This window comes from Pseudomonas sp. PF05 (assembly GCF_056521845.1).
In genome coordinates, this window is record NZ_JBWLPW010000008.1 from 168,959 (window position 1) to 188,703 (window position 19,745).

A 19,745-nucleotide genomic window follows, 5' to 3' on the forward strand; every position below is an offset into this window, starting at 1 on the left:
CGCCAGTCTAGCCACAGGTCCCGAGGACGCGTCAGCACTATCCAACTGCCGTTTGAGCATTCATGGGCGCCAGTGATAAGGCGCCTGGGAGGACTATCACTGTGTTGGATCGAACTGCATTCGCTGTATCAGCCAACCTTGCGGCAAATGCTTCGAAGGTCTATCAACAAAGCTTCATTCATCTTGAGTGCCAACCATGACTGCCCAGACCAATCGCCAGTTCCTGCTCGCCAAACGCCCGGTGGGCGCGGCGACCCGCGAGACCTTCACCTATCAGCAAGTACCGGTCGGCGAACCGGCAGCCGGCCAGATCCTGGTGAAAAACCAATACCTGTCCCTGGACCCGGCCATGCGCGGCTGGATGAACGAGGGCAAGTCCTATATCCCACCAGTTGGCATCGGCGAAGTGATGCGGGCATTGGGTGTCGGCCAGGTGATTGCCTCGAACAACCCGGGGTTTGCGGTCGGGGACTACGTCAACGGTGCGTTGGGGGTGCAGGATTATTTCCTCGGCGAGCCAAGAGGTTTCTACAAGGTCGATCCGAAACTGGCACCGCTGCCACGTTATTTGTCCGCCCTGGGCATGACGGGCATGACTGCCTACTTCGCCTTGCTGGACGTCGGCGCGCCCAAGGCTGGCGAGACCGTGGTGCTCTCAGGTGCCGCCGGCGCGGTGGGCAGCATTGCCGGGCAGATCGCCAAGATCAAAGGCTGTCGCGTGGTGGGCATCGCCGGCGGGGCCGACAAATGCAAGTTTCTGATCGATGAGCTGGGTTTCGACGGCGCCATCGACTACAAGAACGAAGACGTCCATGCCGGCCTCAAGCGCGAATGCCCCAAGGGCGTGGATGTGTATTTCGATAACGTCGGGGGCGACATCCTGGATGCCGTGCTCAGCCGCTTGAACCTCAAGGCCCGCGTGGTGATTTGTGGCGCCATCAGCCAGTACAACAACAAGGAAGCGGTGAAGGGCCCTGCCAACTACCTGTCGCTGCTGGTCAACCGGGCGCGCATGGAAGGCTTCGTGGTCATGGACTACGCCGCGCAGTTCGCCGCCGCCGGACAGGAAATGGCCGGCTGGATGGCCAAGGGGCAGCTCAAGAGCAAGGAAGACATTGTCGAAGGTCTGGAAACATTCCCCGAGACGCTGACCAAATTGTTCAGTGGGGAGAACTTCGGGAAGTTGGTATTGAAGGTCTGACACGCAACAACTGTGGGAGCGAGCTTGCTCGCGATGGGGCCCTGTCAGTCAACATTGATATTGACTGACATACCGCTATCGCGAGCAAGCTCGCTCTCACATTAAGGATCTGTCAGGTCAGGCCAGCTCGGCCACAACCGCCGCCAGTGCCTTGGCCGGATCGGCGGCCTGGCTGATCGGGCGACCGATCACCAGGTAATCGGAACCGGCGTCCAGCGCCTGGCGCGGGGTCAGGATGCGACGCTGGTCGTCCTGGGCACTGCCCGCTGGACGAATCCCCGGGGTCACCAGTTGCAGCGACGGGTGAGCCGCTTTCAGGGCGCTGGCCTCCAGGGCCGAACAGACCAGGCCGTCCAGGCCGGCCTTCTGCGCCAGCGCCGCCAACCGCAGCACCTGCTCCTGGGGCTCGATGTCCAGGCCTATCCCGGCCAGGTCCTCGCGCTCCATGCTGGTCAGCACGGTCACGCCGATCAGCAACGGTTTCGGGCCGCTGCGCTGATCCAGCACTTCACGGCAAGCCGCCATCATGCGCAGGCCACCGGAGCAATGCACGTTGACCATCCACACGCCCATCTCTGCAGCCGCCTTGACGGCCATGGCGGTGGTGTTGGGAATGTCGTGGAACTTCAGGTCCAGGAACACTTCGAACCCCTTGTCGCGCAGGGTCCCGACAATTTCCGAAGCGCAACTGGTGAACAGTTCCTTGCCGACTTTGACCCGGCAAAGCTTGGGGTCCAACTGGTCGGCCAGCTTCAGGGCGGCGTCACGGGTGGGAAAATCCAGGGCGACGATAATGGGCGTCTGGCAGGCGGACATGAGCGGGCTCTCAGGCAAGTCGAAATCGGCGCGCATTGTAGCGGAACGAGCGCTCGTGCGGGACCCGATGATCGGTAAATCTCATCGCCCCCCAGCAGCATGGACGATACCGGCCCTTGTGTCGAAGCCGATACATTCATGACATGCGTACAACACGTCGACACGCTACCGTCCGCCGCCGCAACCCATCCTTTCAGCGCTTCACGCCTCGCGGCACGAAGCTTATGCTGAAGGCTCAACCTCGCCGCCTTCTTTGCGGTTGGCAGCCTACCTGGCAGATGATGCATCCATGCAGAACACCCCTGTTGCAAATTCTGACGATCAAAAAGTGCCCGACGATGACAAGCGCTGGAGCACCCGCGCGCTGATCGTCGATGACGACGTGCCGATCCGCGAGCTGCTGATCGATTACCTGGCCCGCTTCAGCATACGGGCCAGCGGCGTGACCGATGGCACGGCCATGCGCCAGGCGATGCAGGCCGAGCACTTCGACGTGGTCGTGCTCGACCTGATGCTGCCGGGTGAAGATGGCTTGCAGTTGTGCCGCTGGCTGCGCGCCGAATCGGACATCCCGATCCTGATGCTCACCGCCCGCTGCGAGCCCACCGACCGCATCATCGGCCTGGAGCTGGGCGCCGATGACTACATGGCCAAGCCGTTCGAACCCAGGGAACTGGTGGCGCGTATCCAGACCATCCTGCGTCGGGTGCGCGACGACCGCACCGAGCATCGGGCCAATATCCGTTTCGACAACTGGCGGCTCAACAGTGTGCTGCGCCAACTGATCTCGGTCGACGGGCTGGTGGTGCCGTTGTCCAATGCCGAGTTCCGCCTGTTGTGGGTCTTCATCGAACGACCGCGCCGGGTACTCAGCCGCGAACAACTGCTGGACGCGGCTCGCGGGCGCTCCATCGAGGCGTTCGACCGCAGCATCGACTTGCTTGTATCACGCCTGCGCCAGAAGCTGGGCGACGACCCCAAGGCCCCGCAACTGATCAAGACCGTGCGCGGTGAGGGCTACTTGTTCGACGCGCGGGACATCGGCTGATGCAACTGCGCCTCGACTCCCTGTTCGGCCGCCTGTTTGGCGTGCTGTTGCTGGCGATTGTCCTGGCGCATCTGCTGGCGTTTGCCTGGTTTTCTTTATACGACAGGCCGCCTGCCGGGCCACCGCCGCAATTTTCCCGACAAACCGAAGCCCCGCCGCGCTTCGGCCCGCCCCCTAACCGCCCTCCACGCCCCTGGTTCGGCGGTCCGGTGGTGCCGCTGACCTTTCAATTCGTGTTCCTGATCGTCGCGGCCTGGTATGGCGCCAAGCTCCTGACCCGACCCATCCAGCGCCTGAGCGAAGCGGCCGAGCGCCTGAGCGAAAACCTCGACAGCCCGCCGCTGGATGAAAATGGCCCCCGCGAGGCGCGACAGGCGGCCCATACGTTCAACCTGATGCAGCAACGGATTCGCGAGCAGGTGCAGCAGCGTTCGCGCATGCTCGGCGCGGTGTCCCATGACCTGCGCACGCCGCTTTCGCGGCTCAAGCTGCGCCTGGAACAGATCGATGACATCAAGCTGCAAGGCCAGATGCGCCAGGACCTGGACGACATGATCGGCATGCTCGATGCCACCCTCACCTACTTGCACGAACAGCGCACCAGTGAAGCGCTGCAGTGGATGGACGTGCAGGCCTTGGTGGAATCATTGAGCGAAAATGCCCAGGACCAGGGCGCCGACGTACAAGTCAGCGGTACCTGCGCCCCGCTGCAGGTGCGACCGATGGCGCTGCGTTCGTGCCTCAACAACCTCATCGACAATGCCCTGCGCTACGCCGGCCATGCCTTGATTAACCTGGAAGACCAAAACAACCAGGTGCTGATTCGAGTCATCGACCACGGTCCCGGTATTGCGGCGGACAAACGCGAGGCGGTGTTCGAGCCGTTCTTTCGCCTGGAAGGCTCGCGCAACCGCAACTCCGGCGGCGTCGGCCTGGGCATGACCATCGCCCGGGAGGCCACCGAACGCCTGGGCGGGCAATTGACCCTGGAAGAGACGCCAGGAGGTGGCTTGACGGCGGTGATCAGCCTGCCTCGCACCTGAATCCCACCGTTCCCACACTCGACACTGCGCCGGGACTGAGTTTGTACACCCGCCGGTACAAACTTCACACACCCACGACAACTGTCCCGCCGACGCTGCATAAGCCGGTGCACCCACCGGCTACCCCAGCCCAAGGAGAGCGCCCATGATTGGTAGCGTCAGCAGTTACTCGACCTATACCAGCACCAGCAGTACCGCCACCAGCAGTGCCCGCAGCCAGCAGTTCCAAAAGGAACTGCTGGACAAGCTCGACAGTGACGGCGACGGTTCGGTCAATCAGCAAGAGTTGAGCAGCGCCCTGTCGCAAAAAAGCGATGATGGCATCCTGGTCAGCCTGAGTGACAACTTTGGCGACCTGGACAGTGACGGCAGTGGTGACCTGAGCAGCGAGGAAATGGCCGCAATGGCGCCGCCACCTCCGCCGCCACGGGACCAGGCGCCAACTACCGAACTGGCCGATGCGCTGCTCAGCGTCCTGGATACCGACGGTGATGGCGTGGTCAGCAGCGATGAGTTGAGCAACGGCCTGGCCAGCACGGGCAGCGATGCCGACAGCCAGCAAGTGTTCTCGGCGCTGGACGAGAATGAAGACGGCACCGTCAGCCTTGACGAACTCGCCGCCAGCCTCGCGCCACCGCCACCACCGCAACAGGCCTCCAGTGAAGAGCTGTTCAGTCAGCTCGACGCCGATGGCGACGCCACCATCACTGCCAGCGAACTGAGCAGCGCCTTGCAGGCCAGCAACGGTACGTCCACTAGCACCGACACCAGCGCGATGCTGATGCAAGTACTCGACAGCGACAGCAGCGGTGGCGTCAGCAGCGACGAATTCAACAGTGCCTTGCAGGCCGGACGCAGCAGCGACAGCTCCACCGAACAGGCCAATGTCAGCGAAGCGTTGAACCGAATGATCGCCAACCTCAGCCGGCAATACTCGCTGGATAACGTCGCCACTGTGGGGAAACACCTGAACGTGGCGACCTGATTCACCTGTAGGAGCTGCCGAAGGCTGCGATCTTTTGATCTTTTGATCTTTCGCTTGAGATTCAAGTGTTAGGGGAAAGATCGCAGCCTCGTTGCACTCGACAGCTCCTACACAGTTCCTACACAGCTCCTGCGCAGCTTCTGCGTGCCAGCGGGAGCAAGCTGCGTCGCCACGGGTGCGACGCATTCAAGCTATCGCGCCTGGCTTTTGCTCCAGTCCGTCAACAGGCTATACGCCACCGCCAGCAGGGTCGGGCCGATGAACAGGCCGATGAAACCGAAGGCGATCAACCCGCCGAACACCCCCAGCAGCACGATGACCAAGGGCAGGTTTCCGCCGCGGCTGATCAAGTAGGGCTTGAGCACGTTGTCCACGCCACTGATGATGAACGTGCCCCAGATGCCGAGGAACACCGCCATCCCGTACTCACCCTTCCACACCAGCCATGCGGTGGCAGGGATCCACACCAGGGGTGGCCCCATGGGGATCAGGCTCAGCAGGAACGTGACGATACCCAGTACCAGCGCCCCCGGCACCCCGGCGATCAGGAAGCCGATCAGCGCCAGCACGGCCTGGGCCGCCGCGGTGCCAATTACGCCGTTGACCACTCGTTGTACGGTACCGGCCACCAGCTCGATGTAGTAACCGGCACGGTCGCCGATCAGACGCTCCAGCAACCCGTGGACGAATACCGCCAGGCGCGGGCCGTCGCGATAGAAAAAGAACACGAACACGATGCTCAGGGTCAGTTCGAGTATGCCACCGCCAATCTGCGCACTGCGCGCCAACAGCCAGTTGCCCACTTGCCCCAGGTACGGCTTGATCGACACCATCATTGCCGCACCTTGCTGGTCGATGCTGTTCCAAATCCCGACCAGTCGCCCGCCCACCAGCGGCACGCCGGCCAGCCAGTCGGGCGCTTCGGGCAAGCCGTCGACCTGCACGTCCTTGATGAACGCCGTGGCGTCGCGCACATGGTCGGCCAGGTTGAAACCCAGCCACACCAGCGGCACCGCTACCAACAGCATCCAGCCCACTGTCAGCAACGCCGCCGCCAGGGATTCACGGCCATTGACCCAGCGGGTCAGCAGGCGCATCAGCGGCCAACTGGCGAAAGCGAGCACCGCACCCCAGAACAGCGCCGACCAGAACGGCGCCATGACCCAAAGGCTTGCGCCGAACAACACCAGGAGCAGGATCTGCACCAACAGCCGATCGTTATTGAGCATGTAGGGTCTCGAAAAAATGAACAGGAGCGAGGCAACGGCATGAAACCCGCTGCCCCGAGACAGCTTAGCGCAGCAACTCCAGGTGCAGCCCCTCTGCCTCGCCGCTGGCGGCTTCCATGCGTGCCGCCCGGACGCCCTGGCCCGCCAGAGCCTCAAGCCAGTCCTCGGCCCGGGGACCGGCGATACTGACCCGCAAGCTCGTGTCCAGGTTCAACGCCCGGGACAATAGATGCAACCAGGTGTCGTCTGGCTCACCGGCAAGACGCGGCAAATCCAGGACTCCAGTGTCCTTGAGCTGGCGCAACAGCGTGGCCGATGTCGGCAGCAAGTCCCCCAGCGGTGCGTTCGCCTCGAACTGCTCGACATGCAGGTAGGCCTTGCGATTGCCACGGGTGATGGCATACAGCGCAATCACTGTGTTGTCCGCCGGTGGTGCCAGGCGCAGCAACAAGAAGGCCTGGCCCTTGTCGGCGCCGTAGAGCTTGGCATTGCCGAAGACTTCGTTGGCCCACAGGCTGCTTTCGCCGCAATCGCGGGCCTGGCACCAGAACAACAGCTCGGCGCCCTGCTTCTGCAGCGCTTCGCGAGCCGCGGTAAAAGCCTGGGTGGCGGAATGTTCCGGCGGCAGTTCGTAGGTGACCGACGTGACGTTGCCACGGGCATCGATTTGGCCGTCGAAACGCAGCTGGCCGCTGATCTTGCGGATCGAGCCCATGGGGTAGACGCGTTCCAGGTCGCTGGTTTGCCGGTAATCGACAATTTGCGCGTCGGGCATGCGCGGCACACGCTCCAGGTCGCGACTGCCCGGCACATCGGCGGCGAACGACGCCGGGCTGAAGCAGGCCAGCACCAGCAGGACGAGTGAGCAAACGGATAATTTCATCGGATCGGCTTGGCCTGGGACGCTTGGATGCAACGGGCATTGTCGATGCACCGTGAAGCTGGTAAACAGAGGTCTGTCATGGTTGTCTCCCTTTCAACCCGCCCAGCCTCGACAGTTGCCCGCCGCAAGTCAAGGAGCGGTGAAGAACCGATTGAAACAGTCTGCTACAAGCTCGGCACCGATCTCGTCGTTCAGGTGTAGATGATGGCCGCCGGGTAACTGCTCATGACTGAAGGGTAGACGCTCCAGCAACTCCGGGTGTTGGGCCAGCATGCCGTCGGCCGCCACCACCAGGTGCGCCGGACAATCGACCCGCGCCACGAACGCCATGGCCTGTTCATCGGTCAGGCGCAAAGGCGATGGCAGGGTCAGGCGGTTGTCGGTGCGCCAGGTGTACCCCCCGGGCACCGGCATCAGGCCGCGCTGGGCCAGCAGCTCGGCGGCTTCGCGGCTGACTGCTACCAGTCCCTTCATCCGCGCCTCGATGGCCCGATCGAGGGTTTTGTAGACCGGCTTGCGTTTCTGCTGCAGATCCAACTGGGCTTGCAGGGCCATGCCCATGCGCTCGGCCGCGTTATCGCCCTTGGCTGTAGGAGGAATCACCCCGTCGATCAACCCCAGGTGCGTCACCCGCTCCGGCAAGGAGCCGGCCAGCACCAGCGACACAATGGCGCCCATGGAATGCCCCAACAGGGCGAAACGCTGCAAGCCCAGTTGTTCGGCGACTTGCAGCACATCATGGGCGTAGTCCCAGAGGGCATAACCGGCACCGGGCGGCCGATGCCCGGAGTGACCGTGGCCGGCCATGTCCAGGGCAATCACTCGCAGGCCCTCGAGCCTGGGCGCCAGGCGGGCGAAGCTGTTGGCATTGTCCAACCAACCGTGCAGGGCAAGCACCGGCAGCCCGTCCTCCGGCCCGAACAGGTGGGCCGCCAGTTCGATGTGCGGCAGGCTCAGGCGGACTTCCTCGACCACACTCATGCGCTGCGCCCTTCCCACCGCTGGAACAGGTTCTTGAGCAGGTTGGCCGTGTCCTGTGGACGCTCGAGGGGGAACATATGGCCACCGGGCATGCTCAGGGATTCGCCATGGAGCATACGCCCCACCGAACGGGTGTGATGACGCATCACCACACGACTCTGCCTACCGCGCACCACGGCCAGCGGCACCTTGAGCTTACGGGGCCGCCCGGGGCTGGTGTGCGGCACGCCGCGGTAAATGCTGATTTCGGTGGCCGGGTCGAAGCGCAGCCGCAGTCGATCACCGACTTGTTGCAGGCCGTGTTGCAGGTAGGCGTCGAAGCATTCCGGGTCAAAACCGCGAAACAGTGTCTTGCCGGCGAAATACTGCCGGGCCGACGCCAGGTCAGCGAACTCCTCACGCCGACCCAAGGTCCGGCCCGCTGGCGTCAGGCGGTCGATGAACCCCAGGCGCTTGGCCGCCAGGATCACCCATTGGTCGGTACGGGTCAGCACCGGCGAATCGAGCATGACCACGCCGCGATACAGCTCGGGGCGGCGCAACGCCGCGTGCAGGTGCAGCACACCGCCCAGGGAGTGACCGACGCCCCACACCGGCGCCGGTTGCTGCTCCAGATGATGAATCAGCTCGTCCACCAGGTTGTGCCAATTGTCATCGACCGGAAATCGCGGGTCGTGGCCATGCAGTTCGAGGTGCGCAACCTCATATTGCGGCGCCAGCGCGGCGAACAACTTGCCATACGTGGCCGAGGGAAAACCATTGGCGTGGGCGAAAAACACCTGTTGCGACATGTTGGCCGATCCATTGCGAGAACTGCGGCCGATTGTCCGCAGAACCCGGCGGCGCGGCAATGACCGTAACTGACAGGAATGATGACAGCATTGCGGCATCGATTGTCTACCCGCCTTAAGCACCTGTCAGACCTTACAGTTGACGCCCGTATCGCCTTGGCAATAACTAGAACAGTTACGACATCTCCAAGGGGACTGGCATGCATGCCAAGACACCGGCCGTTTCCGTGAAAGATTCACGAGGATTGGGCATCGCCTCGGTGTCTTACTTTCGTAATAACCCTATGGCAAAACCCGAGGGCCGGATCCATCGTCAACGCTATGATGTCGCCGGGCGCCCGACGCTCAGCTACGACCCCCGCCTGTTCAAGCTGCTGGAGACCGAGCCGGACGCCCGGCCCAACCTGAGAACCGTCTTCAGCCTCACCGGTGCGGCGCTCGTCACCGACGGCGTCGATGCGGGGACTCGCCTGGCATTATTCGGCGTAGCCGGTCAGCACGTCATCGGCTGGGACAGCTTGCACACTCAGGTGCAAACCGAATACGACGCGCTGTTGCGCCCGGTCAGAACCATCGAGCAGGCTCAGGGCTCGCTTGCCAGAAACAATGCGTTCTACACCTACGGGGATAACACGCCTGTATCAGCCTCACGCAATCAATGTAGCCGGTTGATCCGCCACGATGACGAGGCTGGCACCGTCCTGTTCGAGAGTTATGCGCTGACGAGCGGGGTCATTTCACAAACCCGGCATTTTCTCCAGGACTTGAACGAACCCGACTGGCCTGCCGATGAAGCAAACAGAGACCTTTTGAACGAGACCGGCAACGGCGCTACCAGCCGTGTCACCTATAACGCCGTGGGCACCGCAATCCTGCAGGAAGATGCGCAAAACAACGCCCAGTATTCGGATTTGGATATCGCCGGCCAGCTCCGGCAAGTTCGCTTGAAACTCGCGGGGCAAACCCACGAGACATCGCTGCTGAACGACATTCGCTACAACGCGAATGGCAACATCGAACGACAAACTGCCGGCAACGGCGTGGTCAGCGAAGCGCTGTATGACCCACGGGACGGGCGCCTGACGAGCGTCAAGGCCGGGCTTCCCGACCAGCCCCCGTTGCAATACCTGGCCTATGGTTATGATCGGGTCGGCAATATCCTCAGCATCAGGGATGCGACGCTGGGTACCCGTTTCTTTCGTAACCAGAAGATCGAACCGGTCCAGTCTTACGTCTACGACAGTTTGTATCAGCTGATCGAGGTCAATGGCTGGCAACGGGTCGGTAACCAGAACGGTCCTCAAGAGCCGGTTTTTGTTTCGCCTGCCGATCCCGGACAGTTGGAGAACTACCGGCAGGTCTACAGTTACGACGAGGGCGGCAATCTCACCCTGCTCGTCCACACCGCCGCCAGCCACAGCTGGACGCAACGAACGGCGATTTCGAAATACAGCAATCGGGGACTGGCGCAGAAAGCCGACGGCAGCTTGCCTGGCGAGGATGAAATCGGCGCTGGATTCGACGCCAATGGCAACAAAAGACAATTGCTGGCGGGTCAGGATTTGACCTGGAGTCCGAGCAACCGCCTGCGCCAGGTCGACCAAGTGGTGCGTGAGAACGCTGCGAATGACAGCGAAGTCTATGTCTACGACGGGGCCGGTCAGCGCAAGCGCAAAGTTCGCCTGACCTACAGCGCAACCTATACGCGCGCGCACGAAGTGCGCTATTTACCCAGCCTGGAAATCCGTACAACCCCTGAAGAGAAGGTGCAGGTCATTGTGGCGCAGGCAGGACGTTGCGCCGTACAAGTGTTGCACTGGGAGTCGCAAAGCACGAGAGCCGATCAATACCGTTACAACCTGACGAATCATCTGGGCTCCAGTACGCTGGAGCTGGATGGTCAGGCCAACTTGATCAGTGAAGAAATGTACTACCCCTACGGAGGCACATCGTGGTGGGCCGGCCCAGACAAAGTTCAAGCAAGCTACAAAACCCGGCGCTATTGCGGTCAGGAGCGTGATGCCACGGGGTTGTACTACTACGGACAGCGGTACTACGCGCCTTGGCTGGAGCGCTGGATCAGCGCCGACCCGGCAGGCACCGCCGACGGTCTGAACCTGTTTGCCATGGTACGTGGCAATCCTGTCCGGTTTGTCGATTTTCAAGGTCTATTGGGGTTTGACACGCTAACAGCCACCGCCGGTATGACTGTTGCTCGAGAGTTTTCAAGTGCTCTGCTCGCTTCGTTTCTGCAATACGGGGTGACTGCGGGAGCTACCGCACTCTTGGGACCTGCGCAGATGGTGGTAACGGTTCTAGGTGCTACGTCAGGTGGTATCACAGGTGGGCTCCAAGGATGGGGCGCCATGAGGGCGGCCAACAGCGCCGATGAAGCGTCCGGTTGGGCGCCTATCATCAAGCAAGTTGGTGGTGCGGCATTGGGCGCGGCCTTAGGAGCCGCGCCTTCCCTGGCTGGCGCGTTTATGCCAGGCAACCCGGCGGCGGCGGGTCAAATCGGCGGTTTATTCGGCTCAATGTTGCGCGAAGTGACATTCCAGAATTTTGGACAGTATGGTCCAAGCAATCCTTTCCCGGGCCGTATGGACGTCGCTACAGCCTCGGCCAGCACGCTTGCGACAAGCATCGCGGGTGGATCGGCAGCAGCAGCGGGAGCAGTTGGTTTTGGGAGCGACGAAATAGGAAAGTTGCTGCAATCAACCTTCGCCAACTCCATAGGGATGGGCGTCGGCTTGGGTGGCACATCCACCGTAAGAGGATTGAGAGGTGCCCCCATCAAGCCCCCTGGCACCGGGGAAATCAACCAGAGCGCAGCGGTAATCGGATCCACCAGTCGACATTTCTTCGGCTCTCTGGCGCAGGCAGCCAATATGGCCATTGCCCAGATACCTGGATACAGCGAGCTGGGCCCAGTCGTTCAAACGACCGTGAGACGTGCGGTCACACAAGCCGTCCTGGACCAGCGCTTGACGTTCTTGACCGTCGCCAGGCCGGGACTCACAGACCTGCTGAGTCCAACAAATCCGACGGCGCCAAGCCGTGACATCGAGATGGGCGACGCGGGGACTGAATCATTCGAGATGGCAGACATCTCGCGACCTTCCGATTTCTTCTACTACGAAAGTGAACTGCAGGTCGGACACCGAGGCGTCTACCGCTCTCGACTGAATATGCCAGGGACCCACATGTAAACGCCGGCATCCAATGCGATCAACGCGCCGGCGGCTGCTCACCCAACGGTACAACCGCCATGGTCAGGCGCGACACGCAGTTGACCTTGCCGTCATCGTTGACCAGGCGGATATCCCACACCTGGGTAGTTCGGCCCAGGTGAACCGAGCGGGCCGTGGCCGTGACTCGCCCATTGCGCACGCCACGCAGGTGGTTGGCGTTGATCTCCAGGCCCACGCAATAGAACTTGCTGGTATCGACACAGAGATAGGCGGCCATGGACCCGACCGTTTCGGCCAGTACCACCGAAGCACCGCCATGCAGCAAGCCGAACGGCTGGTGGGTGCGGTGATCGACGACCATGCTGGCGGTGAGGGATTCATCGTCGAAAGACTCGAAACGGATGTCCAGCACTTCGCTGATGGTGTTTTTACCGGCGGCGTTCAGTTGGTCGATATTCGGAGTGGTGCGCCACAGACTCATCGTTGTCCTTCCTTTTTGTTTTTTATCGCATTCAATCCTGCACAGCACTGTGGGAGCAAGGCTTGCCCGCGATGCAGACGCTGGGGTGGATCAGGTATTACAGACGCTTGAGCTTCATCGCCCCGGCCAGCGGCATGTCGCCTTCCAGCTCGGCCAGGCCGGCAGTCTGCACTTGCTCGGGTTGTTGCAGGTGGCCGTGTTGCAGAAAGCCCAGCAGGCTGCCCACCAACGGGTTATGACTGACCAGCAGCACATTGTCCTGGTCCTCCAGATGCTTAAGGACCTCGGCCGGCCGGGTCTGCGGCGTGAGCCAATCGACCGTAATCAGTTCAGGTTCGAAACCCAGTGCTTCGCGCACCAGTTGCGCGGTCTGCTGGGCACGCACGTAAGGGCTGGCGTAGATGACCCGCAATGGCTCGCCCATCAACCGGCCTGCGCTGAGCAACACCTCCTCGCGCCCATGGACCGTCAAGACCCGTTCCGGATCGGGACGAACACCATGGGGCTCGGCCTCTCCATGACGCAATACCCACAATTTCATAGCTTCGGCTCCTCGTCCCGGGCCGGATGCGGAGCTGGCGCCACGGTGTGAGGCGCTTCACCTTCAGGCGTACGCGGGGTCGGCCAGTCAGCGAACGGCCAGGGTTTCTGATCGCTGTGAAAGGTACCGAAACGGCCAATCTGGGCCAGGAACTGGCTCAGGCTGTCGCCGAAATTCATCAGGCTGGCACTGGGTGCACCGTAGATCAGCCGATAGATCAACTGCACCAGCACCACGGCGCCGAGGATGAATTGCGCCACCTGCCAGACCAGCAGGTAAATCACCATCCACAGCACACGCAGCAGAATGGATTCGTATTGGGGTTGCCCTTGCGGATCGTTCATGGCTCGCTCCTGCTTGCGGTCAATAAAGATTCAATTAAAACCGCTGGTGGAAATGAAATCGACGTCGGTCTTCGGTTCGCCACGCATCAACAGCTCGATCACCTGTTCAAGCGTGCGCCCTTCGAACAGAATCGCGTGCAGCCCGGCGACCAGCGGCATGTACACCCCCGCCTCCTGGGACTTGGCCTTGAGCACCTTGAGGGTATTGACCCCTTCGGCCACTTCACCCAGGCGCGACACGGCCTCGTCGAGGCTCAAGCCCTGGCCGAGGGCGAAACCGACCTGGTAGTTGCGGCTCTTGGGCGAGGAACAGGTGACGATCAGGTCGCCCACGCCGGCCAATCCCAGGAAGGTCATCGGATTAGCGCCCTGGCTGACCGCAAAGCGGGTCATTTCCGCCAGCGCGCGGGTGATCAGCATGCTCTTGGTGTTCTCACCCATGCCCAGCGCCACCGCCATGCCGGCGATGATGGCATAGACGTTCTTCAACGCCCCGCCCAGCTCCACACCGAAACGATCGGCACTGGCGTAGACCCGAAAGGTGCGGCCATGCAATGCCGCCTGGACCCGTTGGCACAGCTCCTCATCCTCACTGGCGACCACCGTGGCGGTCAGCGCGTGCTCGGCGATCTCGCGCGCCAGGTTCGGCCCGGAGATCACACCGATCCGGGCCTTGGGCGCGATTTCTTCGAGAATCTCGCTCATCAGCTTGAAGGTCTGGGCTTCGATGCCCTTGGTCAGGCTCACCAACAGCTTGCCGCTCAAGCGTTCTGCGTAGGGCGCCAGCACCGAACGCAAGGCGCTGGACGGCAAGGCGACGAAGAACAGGTCGCTGCCCTCCAGGGTTGCCTGCAAGTCAGTTACCGGTTCCACTTCCGGGCGAATCTTGATGCCCTTGAGGTAACGCGGGTTCTCGCGGTTGACCCGGATGGCCTCGGCCTGCTCCGGGTCACGCATCCACAGGCGCACCGGGTGACCATTCTCGGCCAGCAGGTTAGCCACGGCGGTGCCGAAACTCCCGCCCCCCAGGACCGCAATCGGGCGCTGTTCAGTCATATGCAATCCGTTCATCCATACCAAGTGGCAATGCGGGGCATTATACGGAGCGGCCAGAGCGCGACCAGCCCCGGCAACAATTACCACCAGCTGTAGGAAGCTGACCATCAATTCCTAGGAAAATGCTGTCAACGCGAATGGAAAAGTCGTTCAGCTCGGTTAACATGCCCGCCATCCACTCATTCTCAAAGGCTGTGCCGTGTTCGTTGGCCCTTCCCGTCCAGGTTCGTCCCTGCTATTGGCACTGATCATCAGCCCGCCAGTGCTGGGCGACGACTTGTTCGTGGACAGCCAGTCCATGCCCCAGGTGCTGACGGCCACGCGCCTCAAGCAATCACCTGCGGCAGTGCCTGGCAGCATGACCGTGCTCGACAGCGAGTTGATCAAGGCCAGCGGCGCCCGCGATATCAGCGAACTGCTGCGCCTGGTGCCGGGCATGATGGTCGGCAACATCAGCGGTAACCAGGCTGCCGTGAACTACCATGGCACCAACGCCAGCGAAGCCCGTCGCATGCAAGTACTGATCGACGGCCGCTCGGTGTACCGCGCCGGCCTGGCCACGGTGGACTGGAGCGATATTCCGGTGGCCATGGAAGACATCGAGCGGATCGAAGTCTTTCGCGGCCCCAACACCGTCAGCTACGGCGCCAACGCGCTGATGGCGGTGGTCAACATCATCACCCGTGCCCCGGCCGACAGCCACGGCACCCGGCTGAAAATCACCCGTGGCCAGCGCGGCATCAGCGACTGGTACGCCAGCCAGGGCAGCGGCTGGGACGGCGGCGACCTGCGGCTGTCGCTGTCCGGCCAGGAAGACGACGGCTTTGACAGCGACCGCAACGGCGCCGATTACCGCGACAGCCGCCGCCTGAACCGCTTCAACCTGTCCGTCAGCCAGACGTTGAACGAGCAGCAAAGTATCGACTGGCAATTGAATGCCAAGGACGGGACCAACCAGCGGCCCTATACCTACCGTCCCGTGTTTGCCGGGATTACCACCGCTGGCGACAATTCTGACGTCATCGCCAAGGACTACGCCGGCTCACTGCGCTGGAACCTGGACCTGGACCCCAACCACAGTCTTTATGTACAGGGCTCGATCCAGCACTGGGATCGCCAGCAGACCTGGCGCGCCTGCGACGCCGAGGTGTCCTTCAGCCCGCAATTGACCGACCTGTGGCAGCTCAATCCCAACTATGCCGAGCAGCTGGCACGCAATATCCCCAGCTACATCGGCAGCGGCGCGCCCGCCGGCACGCCACAGGAACAGGCGTTGGCCAATCAGGTGCTCGACCAGTGGCGCAACGGCGCCTCGCAAACCCTGTGCGGCGATATCGACCAGAGCGCCCGGGAATCGCGCTACGACCTGGAGATCCAGGACACCCTGAGCCTGTCCGACAGCCTGCGAATGGTCACCGGGGCCAACTATCGCTACGACCGGGCCGACTCGCAGACGTACTTCAACGGCACCCTGGACGACACCACCTGGCGCCTGTTCGGCCAGCTCGAATGGCGGGCCACCGAGCATTGGCTGTTGCAAGGCGGCGCGATGTTCGAAGACACCCGCCTGACCGGCAGCTCGCTGACCCCGCGGGTCGCGGTCAACTACCTGATCACCCCGCGCCATGGCCTGCGGGCGGTGTACTCCGAAGCCGTGCGCTCCCCGGACATGTTCGAGAACAACGTCAACTGGAGCTATCAGGTCACCAATCTGCAACCCGCCGCCTTCGGCCAAAGCAGCGCCCGTTACTTCGTCCAGACCCGCGGCCCGGGCAACCTGGAACAAGAGCACATGCGCTCCCGGGAACTGGGCTACAACGGTTTTTTCATGGACCTGGGGCTGGCGGTCGACGTGAAACTGTTCCATGACGAAATCACCGGCATGATCAGCGAACCGTTGCGCAACAATCAGTACATCGCCAGCAACAGCAACGAATCGCAATTCTCCGGGGCCGAAACCCAGCTCGACTGGCGTATGACCGGCGCCGACCGTCTGCGCCTGACCTATGCCTATGTCGACGCCAAGGCCAGCAATCCCCTCGACGAACAACTGACCGCCCGCAACAGCGGCTCGGCCGGCTGGCTAAGGGACTGGGGCCAGGGCTGGAACAGTTCGCTGTTCTACTACGCCGCCGACGCCCTCAATGGCTATCGCTACGAACGGCTAGACACTCGCCTTGCCCGGCGCATTCCCCTGGGCAAGGCCAGCCTGGAACTGGCAGCGGTCCTGCAACAGCGCCTGGACAACCAGCCCACTACCTTTATCGACAACCACTACGACTCCCGCCATGTCGTGTACTTCAGCGCGGAGTTGTCTTTCTAGATGTTCCGACGCCCACCCCGCAAGACGCCATTTCATGGCCGCCTGACGCTAGCCCTATGCCTGGTGTTTGCCGGTTGGCTGGCGACCTTCGAGGCCCGAGCCGCCGAGATCCTGCTGACCGGCGCCAAGGACAGCCCCGGCGTGCAGTCTTTCACCCAGGCCCTGAAAAACCTGCGCCCCGAAGACAGCGTGCGGTTTACGCCGCTGGCCAACCTGCCGGCGCCGGACAAATTGCCAGGCAATGTCCGCCTGGTCCTGCTTGACCTGCCCAGCCTCGAGTGGCGCCTGCAAGACGCCCGCGGTCCGGCCACCCTGGTGCTGCGCATCAGCCGCCAGCAAGCCCGCGATCGCCTGGGCGAGACAACGCCTGCGCACTTGAGCCTGCTGTGGAGCGATCCACCGATGGCGCGGCAATTGCGGCTGATCCGCGCCATCCTGCCGCAAGTGCGACGGGTCGGCGTGCTTTACGACATCCACAGTGAATTCCTGCTCAAGGACATTCAACAGGCCGCGGCGCCGCTGGGCCTGACCATTGTCAGCGAACGCTGGGACGACACCAACGACAGCCGCCCCCTGCGAAACCTGTTGGGCCACAGCGACGTGCTGCTGGGTATCGATGACCCCGACTTGTACAACCCCAAGACCGTGAAGAACCTGTTGCTCAGCAGCTACGCCCGGCAACGCGCCCTGATCGGGCCCAGCGCCGCGTTCGTCAAGGCCGGCAGCCTGGCCAGCACTTATAGCGACCAACAAGACTGGCTGGCGATTCTCGACGAGTTGCTCGATCGCCCCGCCACGACCTGGCCGCGCACGCTGTATCCAGACCGTTTCAAGGTCCTGGGCAACCGGCAGGTCTCCCGCTCACTGGGGATCGAACCGATTGACGCCGAATCCGTCGCGGCAACGCTGGCCGAAGGAGAACACCGCCCATGACCTTGCGTCGCCGTTGGGACATCAATACCCGAACCCAGCTCATCGCCCTCGGCCCGGCATTGTTGCTGACCGTGCTGCTGATCAGTTTCTTTACCTTCGTGCGGATCCAGGACTTGCGCCAGGAACTCAATCACACCGGGCAACTGATCGCCAACCAACTGGCCCCCGCCACGGAATACGGGGTGATTTCCGGCAACAACGAAGTGCTGGAAAGCCTGCTCACCGCGACCCTGGCGACCCCACACGTGCGTTTTCTGGAGGTCCAGGACAGCACCGACAAGGTCTTGGTGTACGTCGAGCAACCCGAGCAAACCCGCAGCCGTGCCCAGCAGGTCGAAGTCTTCCAGGCCCCGGTGCGCCTGCAGCGCATCGCCCTGAACAATGATTTCCTGCAGGGCAACAGCACCTCCGTGGAGGCGGCCAGCGAAGATTACCTGGGCCGCGTGATCGTCGGCATGTCCAGTGACGCCTTCAGTCAGCGACAACAGGAGATTCTGTTCAAGGCCGCGATCCTGGCGCTGTTCGCCCTGCTGTTCACCTTTCTGGTGGCACGCCGGCTGGCGACCAACCTGTCCCGGCCGATCCGCGACATCGGCAACGCGGTCAAGGCCATTCAGCAAGGCGACTACAGCACCCCGCTGCCCATCGTCGATGACGCCGAACTGGGGGCGTTGTCGCGGCACATCAACAACCTGGCCGATGGCTTGGGACAAGCCAGCCGCGAACAGCACCAGGCCATGGCGCAGTTGATCAAGACCCGCGAAGAAGCGGAAAAAGCCAACAGCGCCAAGTCCGAGTTCCTGGCAATGATGAGTCATGAACTGCGCACGCCCATGAACGGCGTACTGGGCATGCTGCAGTTGCTGGAAACCACCCGCATGACCGACGAGCAGCACGAGTACACGGCGCTGGCGTCGGAATCCACCGAACACCTGCTCAAGGTGATCAACGACATACTCGACTTCTCGCGCATCGAACGCTCGGCCCTGGAGCTGGAGCACATCCCGTTCAATCTGGCAGAACTGGTGGGCAGTTGCGCGCAATCGTTCCAACACAGCGCCGCACAACGCAAGCTGGGCCTGGACCTGCTGCTCCCGGACGACATGCAGGCCTTGCAGGTCCAGGGCGATCCGACGCGGATACGACAGATCCTGGTGAACCTGATCGGCAATGCACTGAAATTCACCGAGCAAGGCCGTGTCACCGTGCAATGCCAGTGGCAAGCCCTGGACCATGAACTGCTGTGGTTCACCTGCACGGTGCGCGACAGTGGCATCGGAATCCCGGCCGAGAGCCTGGAGCGCATGTTCGACGCCTTCCAGCAGGCCGACAATTCGATCTCCCGGCGCTACGGCGGTACCGGCCTGGGCCTGCCGATCGCCCGTACCCTGGCCGAGCGCATGGGCGGGACGCTGCGGGCCCAGAGCGAAGAAGGCCACGGCTCGGTATTCACCCTCGAGATCCCGCTGGCCCTGTCGCGCCAGACCCCACCCACCCTGGCGCCGCGGCTGCCCGTGGGCAACGGCGATGGCGAGGGCCGCAACGTATTGCTGGTGGAAGACAATCCGGTCAACCAGACGGTGGTCGAAGCCATGCTGCGCAGCCTGGGCTTCACCGTCAGCATCGCCACCGATGGCGCCCAGGCTGTACGCAGCGCCGAGAGCCTGATTTTCGAAGCGATCCTCATGGATTGCCGATTGCCCATCATCGATGGCTACGAAGCCACGCGGCAGATCCGTCAGTTGCCGGGTTGCGGCGAGGTGCCGATCATCGCCCTGACGGCCAACGCCTTGCAGGGCGACCGCGAAGCCTGCCTCGCGGCGGGCATGAACGATTACCTGGCCAAGCCGTTCAAAAGGAACGACCTGCAGCAGATTCTGCAACGCTGGGTGAACTAGA

Annotated in this window: 17 protein-coding genes; 8 read left to right on the forward strand and 9 right to left on the reverse strand. The window is 62.5% G+C overall.

All coding sequences use genetic code 11. The features are described 5' to 3' along the window. Positions 1-196 precede the first annotated feature (196 nt). Positions 197-1,201 carry an NADP-dependent oxidoreductase gene (locus tag AC09SL_RS15475; RefSeq protein ID WP_064106982.1) on the forward strand — a complete coding sequence of 335 codons (1,005 nt, stop codon included), beginning with the start codon at positions 197-199 and terminating at the stop codon, positions 1,199-1,201. Positions 1,202-1,318: 117 nt separating this feature from the next. Here AC09SL_RS15475 and pyrF read toward each other — a convergent pair whose 3' ends face one another. Further along, the gene (pyrF, locus tag AC09SL_RS15480; RefSeq protein WP_160893102.1) at positions 1,319-2,017 is read right to left on the reverse strand and encodes an orotidine-5'-phosphate decarboxylase; all 699 of its coding nucleotides are present in this window, start codon (positions 2,015-2,017) and stop codon (positions 1,319-1,321) included. A 289-nt stretch (positions 2,018-2,306) separates the two neighbouring features. On the opposite strand from pyrF, the gene AC09SL_RS15485 reads away from it, so the two are divergent. From AC09SL_RS15485 to xopAW, 3 genes are all read left to right on the forward strand, one after another. Next, a complete protein-coding gene (locus AC09SL_RS15485) occupies positions 2,307-3,065 on the forward strand; it encodes a response regulator (RefSeq protein ID WP_058543160.1) in 759 nt (252 codons plus the stop codon). Beyond that, a complete protein-coding gene (locus AC09SL_RS15490) occupies positions 3,065-4,108 on the forward strand; it encodes a sensor histidine kinase (protein WP_058543161.1) in 1,044 nt (347 codons plus the stop codon). Before AC09SL_RS15485 ends, AC09SL_RS15490 begins: the two co-directional genes overlap by 1 nt. Positions 4,109-4,253: 145 nt before the next feature. After that, on the forward strand, positions 4,254-5,093 hold the full coding sequence (xopAW, locus tag AC09SL_RS15495) for an EF-hand domain-containing protein (RefSeq protein WP_058543162.1): 840 nt from the start codon (positions 4,254-4,256) through the stop codon (positions 5,091-5,093). Positions 5,094-5,284: 191 nt separating this feature from the next. On the opposite strand, the gene AC09SL_RS15500 is transcribed toward xopAW, so the two are convergent. From AC09SL_RS15500 to AC09SL_RS15515, 4 genes are all read right to left on the reverse strand, one after another. Further along, entirely contained in the window at positions 5,285-6,322 is a 1,038-nt protein-coding gene (locus AC09SL_RS15500; RefSeq protein WP_058543163.1) for an AI-2E family transporter, read from the reverse strand. Between the two features lie 64 nt (positions 6,323-6,386). Beyond that, complete coding sequence (locus AC09SL_RS15505) at positions 6,387-7,205, reverse strand: DUF4892 domain-containing protein (protein WP_058543164.1); 819 nt, start codon at positions 7,203-7,205, stop codon at positions 6,387-6,389. A gap of 129 nt (positions 7,206-7,334) precedes the next feature. Further along, positions 7,335-8,186, reverse strand: coding sequence for an alpha/beta hydrolase (locus tag AC09SL_RS15510; protein WP_058543165.1), 852 nt, complete (start codon positions 8,184-8,186; stop codon positions 7,335-7,337). Beyond that, on the reverse strand, positions 8,183-8,977 hold the full coding sequence (locus AC09SL_RS15515) for an alpha/beta fold hydrolase (protein WP_058543166.1): 795 nt from the start codon (positions 8,975-8,977) through the stop codon (positions 8,183-8,185). Before AC09SL_RS15515 ends, AC09SL_RS15510 begins: the two co-directional genes overlap by 4 nt. Positions 8,978-9,177: 200 nt before the next feature. Here AC09SL_RS15515 and AC09SL_RS15520 point away from each other — a divergent pair, with 200 nt between their 5' ends. Next, positions 9,178-12,186, forward strand: a complete 3,009-nt coding sequence (locus tag AC09SL_RS15520; protein WP_081264479.1) for an RHS repeat-associated core domain-containing protein — start codon at positions 9,178-9,180, stop codon at positions 12,184-12,186. Between the two features lie 19 nt (positions 12,187-12,205). On the opposite strand, the gene AC09SL_RS15525 is transcribed toward AC09SL_RS15520, so the two are convergent. From AC09SL_RS15525 to AC09SL_RS15540, 4 genes are all read right to left on the reverse strand, one after another. Next, complete coding sequence (locus AC09SL_RS15525; protein ID WP_058543168.1) at positions 12,206-12,649, reverse strand: hotdog fold thioesterase; 444 nt, start codon at positions 12,647-12,649, stop codon at positions 12,206-12,208. Between the two features lie 97 nt (positions 12,650-12,746). Next, positions 12,747-13,190, reverse strand: a complete 444-nt coding sequence (gene sixA / locus AC09SL_RS15530; protein WP_058543169.1) for a phosphohistidine phosphatase SixA — start codon at positions 13,188-13,190, stop codon at positions 12,747-12,749. Then, entirely contained in the window at positions 13,187-13,534 is a 348-nt protein-coding gene (locus AC09SL_RS15535; RefSeq protein ID WP_003204392.1) for a DUF4389 domain-containing protein, read from the reverse strand. Before AC09SL_RS15535 ends, sixA begins: the two co-directional genes overlap by 4 nt. Before the next feature lie 30 nt (positions 13,535-13,564). Beyond that, positions 13,565-14,590: an NAD(P)H-dependent glycerol-3-phosphate dehydrogenase gene (locus AC09SL_RS15540; protein WP_058543170.1), complete on the reverse strand. Its 1,026-nt coding sequence runs from the start codon at positions 14,588-14,590 to the stop codon at positions 13,565-13,567. Between the two features lie 199 nt (positions 14,591-14,789). On the opposite strand from AC09SL_RS15540, the gene AC09SL_RS15545 reads away from it, so the two are divergent. Genes AC09SL_RS15545 through AC09SL_RS15555 form a run of 3 tightly spaced genes read left to right on the forward strand, consistent with a single transcriptional unit; the run spans position 14,790 to position 19,744 of the window. After that, entirely contained in the window at positions 14,790-16,913 is a 2,124-nt protein-coding gene (locus AC09SL_RS15545) for a TonB-dependent receptor plug domain-containing protein (RefSeq protein ID WP_058543171.1), read from the forward strand. Further along, positions 16,914-17,846 (forward strand): ABC transporter substrate-binding protein, encoded by a 933-nt coding sequence (locus AC09SL_RS15550; protein ID WP_058543172.1) that lies wholly within the window; start codon positions 16,914-16,916, stop codon positions 17,844-17,846. Further along, on the forward strand, positions 17,843-19,744 hold the full coding sequence (locus AC09SL_RS15555; protein ID WP_058543173.1) for an ATP-binding protein: 1,902 nt from the start codon (positions 17,843-17,845) through the stop codon (positions 19,742-19,744). The genes AC09SL_RS15550 and AC09SL_RS15555 overlap by 4 nt, the downstream gene beginning before the upstream one ends. The last annotated feature ends 1 nt before the right edge of the window (position 19,745 follow it).

Coding starts and splice junctions, on each gene's coding strand:
- AC09SL_RS15475 (WP_064106982.1), top strand. CDS start 197: ATGACTGCCCAGACCAATCGCCAGTTCCTGCTCGCCAAACGCCCGGTG.
- pyrF (WP_160893102.1), bottom strand. CDS start 2,017: ATGTCCGCCTGCCAGACGCCCATTATCGTCGCCCTGGATTTTCCCACC.
- AC09SL_RS15485 (WP_058543160.1), top strand. CDS start 2,307: ATGCAGAACACCCCTGTTGCAAATTCTGACGATCAAAAAGTGCCCGAC.
- AC09SL_RS15490 (WP_058543161.1), top strand. CDS start 3,065: ATGCAACTGCGCCTCGACTCCCTGTTCGGCCGCCTGTTTGGCGTGCTG.
- xopAW (WP_058543162.1), top strand. CDS start 4,254: ATGATTGGTAGCGTCAGCAGTTACTCGACCTATACCAGCACCAGCAGT.
- AC09SL_RS15500 (WP_058543163.1), bottom strand. CDS start 6,322: ATGCTCAATAACGATCGGCTGTTGGTGCAGATCCTGCTCCTGGTGTTG.
- AC09SL_RS15505 (WP_058543164.1), bottom strand. CDS start 7,205: ATGAAATTATCCGTTTGCTCACTCGTCCTGCTGGTGCTGGCCTGCTTC.
- AC09SL_RS15510 (WP_058543165.1), bottom strand. CDS start 8,186: ATGAGTGTGGTCGAGGAAGTCCGCCTGAGCCTGCCGCACATCGAACTG.
- AC09SL_RS15515 (WP_058543166.1), bottom strand. CDS start 8,977: ATGTCGCAACAGGTGTTTTTCGCCCACGCCAATGGTTTTCCCTCGGCC.
- AC09SL_RS15520 (WP_081264479.1), top strand. CDS start 9,178: ATGCATGCCAAGACACCGGCCGTTTCCGTGAAAGATTCACGAGGATTG.
- AC09SL_RS15525 (WP_058543168.1), bottom strand. CDS start 12,649: ATGAGTCTGTGGCGCACCACTCCGAATATCGACCAACTGAACGCCGCC.
- sixA (WP_058543169.1), bottom strand. CDS start 13,190: ATGAAATTGTGGGTATTGCGTCATGGAGAGGCCGAGCCCCATGGTGTT.
- AC09SL_RS15535 (WP_003204392.1), bottom strand. CDS start 13,534: ATGAACGATCCGCAAGGGCAACCCCAATACGAATCCATTCTGCTGCGT.
- AC09SL_RS15540 (WP_058543170.1), bottom strand. CDS start 14,590: ATGACTGAACAGCGCCCGATTGCGGTCCTGGGGGGCGGGAGTTTCGGC.
- AC09SL_RS15550 (WP_058543172.1), top strand. CDS start 16,914: ATGTTCCGACGCCCACCCCGCAAGACGCCATTTCATGGCCGCCTGACG.
- AC09SL_RS15555 (WP_058543173.1), top strand. CDS start 17,843: ATGACCTTGCGTCGCCGTTGGGACATCAATACCCGAACCCAGCTCATC.